At 43.3% G+C, this 3,097-nt stretch carries 5 protein-coding genes; 2 read left to right on the plus strand and 3 right to left on the minus strand.

What is annotated here, in order from left to right:
- Window positions 1–287 precede the first annotated feature (287 nt).
- Together NNC77_RS16205 and NNC77_RS16210 are read left to right on the plus strand one after the other, a co-directional pair.
- Window positions 288–476: a hypothetical protein gene (locus NNC77_RS16205; protein ID WP_254971872.1), complete on the plus strand. Its 189-nt coding sequence runs from the start codon at window positions 288–290 to the stop codon at window positions 474–476.
- Window position 477: 1 nt separating this feature from the next.
- Entirely contained in the window at window positions 478–1,542 is a 1,065-nt protein-coding gene (locus NNC77_RS16210; RefSeq protein ID WP_254986906.1) for a replication initiation protein, read from the plus strand.
- A gap of 691 nt (window positions 1,543–2,233) precedes the next feature.
- Here the strand turns inward: NNC77_RS16210 and NNC77_RS16215 are convergent.
- The 3 genes from NNC77_RS16215 to NNC77_RS16225 all read right to left on the minus strand — a co-directional run.
- Window positions 2,234–2,494 (minus strand): hypothetical protein, encoded by a 261-nt coding sequence (locus NNC77_RS16215; RefSeq protein WP_334645207.1) that lies wholly within the window; start codon window positions 2,492–2,494, stop codon window positions 2,234–2,236.
- A 61-nt stretch (window positions 2,495–2,555) separates the two neighbouring features.
- Window positions 2,556–2,810, minus strand: coding sequence for a prevent-host-death family protein (locus tag NNC77_RS16220; protein WP_218417811.1), 255 nt, complete (start codon window positions 2,808–2,810; stop codon window positions 2,556–2,558).
- The coding region (locus NNC77_RS16225) for a hypothetical protein (protein WP_254986907.1) at window positions 2,782–3,097 on the minus strand (316 nt) is incomplete at its 5' end. The genes NNC77_RS16225 and NNC77_RS16220, both read right to left, overlap by 29 nt.

Consider the following 3,097-nt stretch of genomic DNA (forward strand, 5'->3'; position numbering starts at 1 on the left):
TCCAAGCAAGAATGAGGATCAGGGGGGCTTGTCCCCCCGCCCCTAAAAGCCAAAAACGACATGTTCTGTACCTAACATCGTCTGTACTATGTCTATAGGAAAGCCGTTTAGCCCCTTTAAACAAAGGCATTCCGAAAGGTTCTTAACGAGAAATTTAATACCGATAAACGAGAAATTTAATACCATAAAAAGCGAGTTAAACGAGAAATTTAATACTTTTAACGAGAAATATTTTGTTTTCTCGTTAAATAATTATACCTTTGCACCGGAAATCAATCAAAGAACGTATGAAACAGAAACTACAACAGATAGCAAGTGACCTCGAGCGCATAAATCGAGACTTGCGCAGAGAAGAGCAGGTGATGTCCGCAGAGCTTCGTGACAGACGTGCAAAAGGTTTAGAAGGCAAAGCAGCCATCGAGCACTACAACGAGTGGATGAAGGCGGCAGGTATGGAACACTTAAAGGTCAGATAACATGGCAAGACCAATTCAACCAGAGCAAAGCGAACTCGTCAAAAAGACAGTGTTCTCCTATATTGTTTCCTCGGCTAAGTTCAAGTATAACTTAACCGAGAACCGCATCAAGTTTGCCCTTCTCGACAATCTCAAAGCGTTGTCGGGAATCCCAAAGAACCTTGATATTCGCAATCACAAGTTTCGTATGCACAAGCCTCAAGACTCTCGCGTCTGGGAGGTTGAAATGCCTATGAGTGATATACTCAAGTATATGGGCAGCGAAGGCACACCAAAGAAGAATCAGGCTCTTATAAGAAAAGCAGCAAAGAGTATGCAAACGAAAATCATCGAAGTTGAGAATACCGCAACTGGCGACTATTGGGGTGCAGCCCTCATCATGAATGTCTATATATCCAGAGGGTCTGGCATCATGAAATTTATCGTTGCAGATTGGGTAATGACTGCACTCCTGGACTACACACACGGCTTTCGTGAGTTCGAACTTGAAACCATGATGAAGTTAAACAGCCCTTATGCTATGCGCTTCTATGAGCTTGTTGCCAATCAAGATACGGGAACCCAAATCAACATGAAAGTTGAAACTTTACGTGAATGGATGGGCATCAAAGAGGGGCAATATTCTCGTTCGTATGATTTGCGTAAATGGGTATTAGAACCATCAAAAAAAGAACTTGATGCAAATTGTCCTTGGAGTTTTGATTTTGTCGAAGTCAAAGAGAATCCTGATAACAAGAGAAGCAAGGTTGTGAAGTATCTCATTACCCCTCGACACATCATCGAGAACGAGAATCAGACACTTTACAAGCAATCTTTACAAGCTAATATTACAGCTCGCTTGCAACTCTCTCCGCAAGCATACGACTATCTTCGTTACAACCTCGGCTTTGAAGTAGATGAGATTAACAAGAACAAAAAAACCTTCATCGAAGCCGAAGAGAAGATTCCAGACTTCGTTGGGTTCTTGTCATCCCTTGCAGGCCCATCAAGACTTGCCGATAAGCCAAAGGCCTACATCGTTGGAGCTTGCCGAAAGAAAGCTGCAGAGCAAGCAAACAAGCTATAACACCAAACTACTTAACGTTATAGTTTAGCCACAAAAAAGTTATAGTTTTGTCTGTCCTGAGGGTGTCGAGAGGGAGTAACCCCTTTCGACCTCGGAGAGCCTAAGCACCTCACGGCTTGCCGCACGAAGTCAAATTTGTTTATCAAATTTTGAGGTGCACCCATTTGTCCAAAAAGGCAAAGGGGGGAATTAGGCTTCCCCCCAGTAAGCCTAATTTACACTTTACCGCAAGCGGATTGTAAAATATCTTTCTCAAACAAGTCCATAACTTCCGAATTTGGGAACAAATGGAAACTTGCATAAAAATACGAAAACCTCAGAGCACTTTTCCGCCAGACATAAGAAGAGCCGAAGAAAAGATTTCTCTCCTCCTCGGCTCATGCCCATCTGTCACGTCCGTGCAATCTTTCAGCACAACACGAACTTAATCGCACACAACAACAATGGGCATCCGCTGAAGACGTCCAGCCTCAGTGAAGAGACTAACACTAACTTAATAGCACATAACGACAGCGGAAAAATTAACCTGTATAACTCTAACTACCCTTGAAAAACACCGGCTACAAGCCGCTATAAGCATAAAAAACATCAAAATAGCCTTTTTTAGCCCCTCTGAGCCGTTTTCTTCCTTTTCGTGTGGAATTTCACGCCCAAACACCTCAAGGCGCCCCAAAACGTTCCAAAAGCATGCCTAAAGCTCTTTAATCCACTCCTTGATGACATTCAACTTCACTGTTTGAGCATCTGACTTGTCATAGATTTCCATCAAATACACCTTTCCGTCCTGCTCTGCGGTCAGCACGTTGTAGGTGATTACTCTGGCTCCTCCAGACTTTCCACCACCCTTTGAGGTTATTGCCATTCGTATTTTGCGCACACCAGGAGTCAGCTCTGTTCCCTGGAACGGATCCTCCTCCAAAGACTTCCTGAAAGCGTCCATATCTGCTTTCATAGACCTGTATCGTTTTGCCAATGCTTTAAGGCTCTTGGCAAACGTTGGCGTTGGTATGACTTTAAAGTTCATCGAGCAGCTCATCCATTGAAAGTTCTTTAATCTTGCCTTCTCTCATCAGCTTCACTTCACGAATAGCTTGACAAATACGCTCTGTGAGGTCTGGCTTGTTGGTCACGATGTCATTCTGGGAGATTGGGATAAGTCTAAAGCTTCCCCAATTTCTGGACTTCAAGATAACGTCCTCCCCCTTACTAGCCATGCCGAAATACTTCTTTTGGTTGGCTCTAAATTCTCTGGTACTTACTACTTCCATTGTTTCTTGTATTTGAAATTCTGCTGCAAAGATAATAAAAAATACCAATTTGGTACACATTTTTCACGAATTTTAACACGCATATAAATCTGCTTCCTCTTTTTTCTTCACCCCCCAACCCCCAAGGGGGCTTTATGTCTCCAATCCTGCTTCCAACTTGCGCAAAATTCCAAGCAAGAATGAGGATCAGGGGGGCTTGTCCCCCCGCCCCTAAAAGCCAAAAACGACATGTTCTGTACCTAACATCGTCTGTACTATGTCTATAGGAAAGCCGTTTAGCCCCTTTA

It is taken from the genome of Segatella copri, from assembly GCF_024330485.1.
Classification (GTDB): Bacteria; Bacteroidota; Bacteroidia; order Bacteroidales; family Bacteroidaceae; genus Prevotella; species Prevotella copri_L.

Excerpts from the sequence above, each read along its gene's own strand:
- NNC77_RS16205 (WP_254971872.1), top strand. The coding sequence starts at position 288 with ATGAAACAGAAACTACAACAGATAGCAAGTGACCTCGAGCGCATAAAT.
- NNC77_RS16210 (WP_254986906.1), top strand. The coding sequence starts at position 478 with ATGGCAAGACCAATTCAACCAGAGCAAAGCGAACTCGTCAAAAAGACA.
- NNC77_RS16220 (WP_218417811.1), bottom strand. The coding sequence starts at position 2,810 with ATGGAAGTAGTAAGTACCAGAGAATTTAGAGCCAACCAAAAGAAGTAT.
- NNC77_RS16215 (WP_334645207.1), bottom strand. The coding sequence starts at position 2,494 with ATGAAAGCAGATATGGACGCTTTCAGGAAGTCTTTGGAGGAGGATCCG.